Source organism: Sediminibacterium sp. GW821-FHT12F12 (genome assembly GCF_058806635.1).
Genome location: NZ_JBXAPW010000006.1, coordinates 196,314 through 202,882 on the forward strand (window position 1 = coordinate 196,314; position 6,569 = coordinate 202,882).

General features: G+C 46.1%; 5 protein-coding genes. 4 read left to right on the forward strand and 1 reads right to left on the reverse strand.

What is annotated here, in order from left to right:
• Positions 1–53: 53 nt before the first annotated feature.
• On the forward strand, positions 54–569 hold the full coding sequence (locus AC1RNB_RS11210; RefSeq protein WP_493082791.1) for a HEAT-like fold family protein: 516 nt from the start codon (positions 54–56) through the stop codon (positions 567–569).
• 133 nt (positions 570–702) lie between these two features.
• Here the strand turns inward: AC1RNB_RS11210 and serA are convergent, their stop codons facing one another.
• On the reverse strand, positions 703–1,941 hold the full coding sequence (gene serA / locus AC1RNB_RS11215) for a phosphoglycerate dehydrogenase (RefSeq protein ID WP_493082793.1): 1,239 nt from the start codon (positions 1,939–1,941) through the stop codon (positions 703–705).
• Positions 1,942–2,053: 112 nt separating this feature from the next.
• Between serA and AC1RNB_RS11220 the strand changes: the two genes are divergently transcribed.
• The 3 genes from AC1RNB_RS11220 (at position 2,054) to AC1RNB_RS11230 (ending at position 6,405) form a co-directional block, all read left to right on the forward strand.
• Positions 2,054–3,274 carry a serine hydrolase domain-containing protein gene (locus AC1RNB_RS11220; protein ID WP_493082795.1) on the forward strand — a complete coding sequence of 407 codons (1,221 nt, stop codon included), beginning with the start codon at positions 2,054–2,056 and terminating at the stop codon, positions 3,272–3,274.
• A gap of 121 nt (positions 3,275–3,395) precedes the next feature.
• Positions 3,396–5,831 (forward strand): sodium-translocating pyrophosphatase, encoded by a 2,436-nt coding sequence (locus AC1RNB_RS11225; protein WP_493082797.1) that lies wholly within the window; start codon positions 3,396–3,398, stop codon positions 5,829–5,831.
• 97 nt (positions 5,832–5,928) lie between these two features.
• Positions 5,929–6,405 carry a hypothetical protein gene (locus AC1RNB_RS11230; RefSeq protein ID WP_493082799.1) on the forward strand — a complete coding sequence of 159 codons (477 nt, stop codon included), beginning with the start codon at positions 5,929–5,931 and terminating at the stop codon, positions 6,403–6,405.
• The last annotated feature ends 164 nt before the right edge of the window (positions 6,406–6,569 follow it).

Genomic DNA, 6,569 nt, shown 5'->3' on the forward strand with positions numbered 1-6,569 from the left:
GAATGATATTGGTCGGCAATAAAGATCAACGCAACATCAAAAAAGCAAAGCTGGTGAACATCCGAAACGAACTCATCAAAGAACATTCACGCAAACAGGCTTTGCGTATTGCGGAATATGCTATCCGCTCAAAAAAACATTTCAAAGAATTGATGTTATGTTTTCTGAGTCCGGAATACCGCATAGCCCAACGTGCCGCCTGGAGTGTAAGCTGTGCCGCTTTGCAGCAACCGGAGATGATCAAACCTTTTATCAAAGACCTGGTTGCTTGTTTACAAAGAACAGATATTCATCCCGCCCTGATCCGCAACGCAGCGCGTATTCTGGAGGAGATCAATATTCCTGAAAAATTTCATGGTGAGGTTATGAATGTCTGTTTCGGTTTTGTTGAAAATCCCACCACCCCTATTGCCATCAAAGCGTATTCACTCACCATACTTTTTAATTTATCCCGTCAATACCCGGAAATCAGACAAGAGCTGAAATTAATAATCGAAGAAAATTTTGATAACGAAACAGCGGCGTTTAAAAGCAGGGGGAAAAAGATATTAAAAAAATTGGCGCATTAGCGGATTGGCGAATGACGGATTCTCCGCCATTGTTGATCGGACTACCTACAATAACGAATCAAGAATGAAGTTGGTCAGGCGACCAACTTCGGCGATAAAAATCCGCCCATCCGTCATCTGTTAATCCGCGAATCTAATAGAGCATCCTTACTTTAATCGTAGATTTCACTTCTTTCAGCAAAGCCACTGCCTGCTTGGAGAGTTTTTTGTCTACATCGAGTACTACATAACCGATGGCGTCATTGGTTTTGAGGTATTGGCCGAGGATATTGATATTATTTTTGGATAGTGCCGTATTGATGGCACTCAATACACCGGGAATATTGTGGTGTATATGCAGGATGCGGTGCGCATTCTCTACCGGTGGCAAACCAATGGCCGGTACTGTATGCGAACCATTGGTGATACCCCGCTCGAGGTACTGGAATAATTTTACGCTCACATCTTCCCCGATATTTTCCTGCGCTTCTTCGGTAGAGCCTCCGATATGCGGTGTAAGAATCACATTCGGTAATCCCTGCAGGGGTGTTTCAAATGAATCGCCGTTTTTCTCCGGCTCCCAGGGATACACATCTATGGCGGCACCGCTGATATGTCCTTCCTGCATGGCTGCGGCCAGGGCTTTCAGGTCTACCACTTCACCACGTGCATAGTTGAGCAGGATGGATCCCTTTTTGAAGGATTTGAGTAATGATTTATTGATCAGGTTTTTGGTCTGCGCCGTTTCCGGAACATGCAACGATACGATATCGGCCTGTGATACCAGGTCTTTCAGGTTTTTGGCTGCAGTAGCATTACCGAGTGGTAATTTGGTTTCGGTATCATAAAACAACACTTTCATGCCCATCCCCTCGGCCAGCACACTTACCTGGGAACCGATATTTCCGTAACCGATCAGTCCGAGCGTTTTGCCCCTGAGTTCATAACTGCCCTTGGCTTCTTTCATCCAGATGCCCTTGTGCGCGGCATTGTTTTTATCGATGATACGGCGGATCAGCATAATAGAAGCCCCGATCACCAGTTCTGCCACACTGCGGGTATTGCTGTAGGGTGCATTGAATACCACCACCCCTGCCTGGGTAGCGGCTTTCAGGTCAACCTGGTTCACACCAATGCAAAAACAGCCGATGGCCTGTAATTTGGTGGCGGCGGCCAGTACTTTTGCCGAAATATGGGATTTGGAACGGATGCCCAGTAAATGAACATCTTTGATTTCGCGGATCAATTCTTCCTCACTTAAGGCCCCGTGAAGTTTTCGCACTTTTACATAACCGTTCCGGTTGAACTGCTGAACGGCTTTGTCGCTGATATTCTCGAGAAAAAGGATGTTGATCCTGTCTTTGGGATAACTGGTTACGGCTTGCTTGCTCATGTATGCGAAAATAAATGTTATTTGTTTTAACACCTCACACATAGTTTTCCACGAAGGTTGGCTGCGCTGATGGGGCAGCCTATATTTGCCACTTTAGCCTAAATCTGTGCCCATGATGCGACCGAAGCTGATACCCTTAGTTACTTTCCTGATCATAGGCTGTGGTGCCAACCCCTCTTCTCCCGGTAAAAAAGTCCCTGTCATGGCCGCCACTCCTTCTGGTTTTTCAGGTGTTTCGGCCCGTGAAAAAGCCTATTATGCCAATGCCATCGCCCCCATGTACCAGAACCTGCTGGCCAAAAGAGGCTTCAGTGGCGGTATTATCATGGCCAAAAACGGGGAGATCGTATTTGAAGATTACCGCGGCTCCGTGAACCTGCGCACCAAAGAACCCATTACCGCCAATACACCCTTTCATATTGCATCAGTATCGAAAACCTTTACCGCTACCGTGATCCTGAAACTGATGGAAGAAGGTAAACTCTCGTTAGATGACCGGCTGGAGAAATATTTCCCTGGCTTCCCTTATGCCAATATCAGCATCAAAAACCTCTTAACACATCGAAGCGGGTTGCCTAAGTACGATTACTTCATGGATGGTACCAAAACCGAAGTAATCAGGGTAAAAAACAAAAGAGGCAAATGGGTGAAAAAAGCCCGTACGGTAAGGATTGCTCCGCAGTTTACCGGACTGGCCACCAACAAAGACGTACTGCAGTACATGATCAGCAACCGCCCGGCACCGGAATCCAATCCTGACCGCCGTTACAGCTATTGCAATACCAATTATGTGCTGCTGGCACTGATCATTGAGCAGGTAACCAAAATGTCGTACCCCGATTATCTGCGCATCCATGTGTTTGAGCCGCTGGGCATGACCAACAGTTATGTGTTCAGTCTGAAAGATGCATCCAATTACGTGCCTTCTTACAACTATAACAATGCACCTTTCCCGCTGCAAAAACTGGATTGTGTGTATGGCGATAAAAATGTGTACAGTACCGTAAGGGATCTGTTACAGTGGGATCGTGCACTTTATCTGGGCAGTTTTGTAAGTAACGAAACACTGAACATGGCCTACCAGCCCTACAGTAACGAAACCCGTGGACAGAAAAACTATGGTTTGGGCTGGCACCTTTACATCAAACCACCCGACCCGACCATTGTGTACCATAATGGTTGGTGGCACGGAAACAATGCCGTATTCAAAAGACTGGTAGCTGATACCGCCACCGTGATTATTCTGGGCAATAAATTCAACCGCAATATCTGGTCGGCCGGTAAGATGAGCTCGGTATTTACCGGCCATGCCGATACCGCTCTTTTAGACTAGTAATGGCTTGATTATCATCTATTTTATACACAGTGCAATAGAAAAGACAGGCAGGGTAAGTATTTTACCCAAATCCACCTATTTTTGCAGACTTTAAAAAACCAGCAGATTAATTCGCTTTATGGACAAAATCTTGTTTTATGCCGTTCCGGCAATGGGAGTGTTAGGCCTCCTTTACACGTTGATCAAGTTTAACTGGGTATCGAAGCAGGATGCGGGTACAGACCGCATGAAGCAGATCAGTAACTATATCGCCGAAGGTGCGATGGCTTTTCTGAAAGCTGAATACAAGATTCTCGGATATTTCGTGATTATTGTTGCTTTATTGTTGGGATTCATGGGTTATTCTGACCCCAACAGCCACTGGAGCATTGCCCTTGCTTTTATCCTGGGGGCTTTCTTCAGTGCATTGGCCGGTTTTATCGGTATGAAGATCGCTACCAAAGCCAATGTGCGTACCGCACAGGCTGCCAGAACCAGTTTGCGGAAAGCCTTACAGGTTTCTTTTACCGGTGGTTCTGTAATGGGTATGGGTGTTGCCGGCCTGGCCGTACTGGGCTTAGGCGGACTCTTCATCGTTCTGAAAATGATTTTTGCCCCGGAAGCGGCGGTTGATAGTGAGGAAATGAAAAGAACCATTGAAGTACTGACTGGTTTTTCGCTGGGTGCCGAAAGTATTGCTTTGTTTGCCCGTGTGGGTGGCGGTATTTATACCAAAGCTGCCGACGTAGGTGCCGACCTGGTAGGTAAAGTTGAAGCCGGTATTCCGGAAGATGATCCCCGTAACCCTGCCACCATTGCAGATAATGTGGGAGATAACGTAGGTGACGTAGCCGGTATGGGTGCCGATCTGTTTGGTAGTTATGTAGCTACTGTACTGGCCACTATGGTACTGGGTCGCGAAGTAACCGGCGCCGGTGGCGTGGTTTTGGTAGATGGATATGGTGGTTTATCTCCTATCCTCTTACCTATGCTGATCGCTGGTATGGGTATTATTTTCTCCATCATCGGAACCTGGTTTGTAAGGATTTCTGATAGTGCGGGCATCAGTACACAAAAAGTACAGAATGCATTGAATATGGGTAACTGGGGTTCGATCGTTTTAACGGCAATCGCATCTTATTTCCTCGTAAGCTTCCTGCTACCGGAGCATATGCTGTTAAGAGGTTTTGATTTCACACCCAACAAAGTATTCGGCGCCATTATGGTGGGTCTGGCCGTAGGTACTTTGATGAGTATGATCACTGAATATTATACCGCTATGGGTAAACGCCCGGTGATGAGCATCATCCGCCAGTCGTCTACCGGTCATGCTACCAATATCATTGGTGGTCTGGCAGTAGGTATGGAAAGTACGTTATTACCGATACTGGTACTGGCTGCCGGTATTTATGGTTCTTATTATTGTGCCGGTTTATACGGTGTGGCCATTGCTGCAGCCGGTATGATGGCAACCACTGCAATGCAGTTGGCGATTGATGCTTTTGGCCCTATTGCCGATAACGCCGGTGGTATTGCCGAAATGAGCGAACTGCCCAAAGAAGTGCGCGAAAAAACAGATGTACTGGATGCAGTGGGTAATACTACTGCTGCTACCGGTAAAGGTTTTGCCATTGCTTCTGCAGCTTTAACGGCACTGGCTTTGTTTGCGGCTTTCGTAGGTATTGCGGGTATCGACGGTATTGATATTTACCATGCCGATGTACTGGCCGGTCTGTTTGTAGGTGGAATGATTCCTTTTATCTTCTCCTCACTCGCCATCCGCGCGGTAGGTGAAGCGGCTATGGCTATGGTAGAAGAAGTTCGCCGCCAGTTCCATACCATTCCAGGTATTATGGAAGGTACCGGCAAGCCTGAATATGATAAATGTGTGGCCATTTCTACCGAAGCCTCTTTGAAAAAAATGATGTTACCCGGTGCCATTGCCATCCTCTCGCCTATTATCATCGGTTTTATCTTCGGACCAGAAGTATTGGGTGGATTCCTGGCCGGTGCTACTGTAAGTGGTGTACTGATGGGTATGTTCCAGAACAATGCCGGTGGTGCCTGGGATAATGCCAAGAAATCATTTGAAACAGGTGTAGAGATCAACGGACAGATGTACTACAAAAAATCAGAACCACACAAAGCATCGGTAACCGGTGATACCGTGGGTGATCCTTTTAAAGATACTTCTGGTCCTTCTATGAATATCCTGATCAAACTGATGTCCATCGTATCACTGGTGATTGCCCCTACCCTGGCGCATTTACACCAGTCTGATGCCAAACCCAAACAAGTGATCGAACAGAAAATGGAAGTAAAAGTATTCGGCAACGATTCTTCTGCTACCGAAGTTACTGTTAACGCCAGCGAAGATGGTTTTAAAGGACTGATTGATGCACTGAAAAAAGATGGCCTGGCACCTGCCGGTAAACTGACTATCGAGTACAAAGACGGTAAATTCAGCATCAATGGTAAAGAACAATCCGTCGAAGTATTGAAGAAATATGAAACCTATCTGAACGGTAAGAAATCCATTAACATCACATTGGATGAATCAGTAGAAAAGAAATAAGACAACACAGAGAAAATTGTACAGGATCCCGGCTAATGGCCGGGATTTTTGTTACCAGTGGTCCGGTTCTTATCGTAATAGATGCTATTTTTAACATATGAGAATCCTGTCCCTCCTTACCCTGTTGCTGCTGGCTGGCTGTGCCAATAACGATACCATAAGCGATACCGGTGCAGATACCGCCGTTGTGGTGTCGTATGATACCATCCCTGCCACCAGAAACAGCATCCAATCAAGCCCCGTAGCTACTTACAGCGAAAAAATAGCTGATGAACTGAACGACTGGAAATTTGCCGTTACGGTGTATGAAACGAGGAAAACCTTTCAGTACACCCTCCGCATCCAGGCCAAGGAAGTGCGCGTAAGTGATTCCATCACTATCCCCAATTTCGGTATACAGCCTACCGTAGTACTGCAGAAAGGAAAAGAACCCCTTTCCTGCATCATCGGTTTCCTCGATAAAAAGAAGGAATTCAAACCCTACAAAATGGTCAGCTTTCAGAACGACCGGTTACGGGTGAGAACCATTGCGAGTTATTATGTAGGATCGTATAAAACACAACACAATAATTAACAATTAGCAATTACAGAACAAGGTTTTACCAACAAGATCACATTCTTTGAACTGCTTCCCAATTTTTAATTTTTAATTGCTAATTTTTAACGCGTTGTGCTATTAAAAATCAAACACCCAGTAACTCAAAAACCCTTGTCGCTCACGGCCGCTGGGCCCCGTCC

Excerpts from the sequence above, each read along its gene's own strand:
- serA (WP_493082793.1), bottom strand. The coding sequence starts at position 1,941 with ATGAGCAAGCAAGCCGTAACCAGTTATCCCAAAGACAGGATCAACATC.
- AC1RNB_RS11220 (WP_493082795.1), top strand. The coding sequence starts at position 2,054 with ATGATGCGACCGAAGCTGATACCCTTAGTTACTTTCCTGATCATAGGC.
- AC1RNB_RS11225 (WP_493082797.1), top strand. The coding sequence starts at position 3,396 with ATGGACAAAATCTTGTTTTATGCCGTTCCGGCAATGGGAGTGTTAGGC.
- AC1RNB_RS11230 (WP_493082799.1), top strand. The coding sequence starts at position 5,929 with ATGAGAATCCTGTCCCTCCTTACCCTGTTGCTGCTGGCTGGCTGTGCC.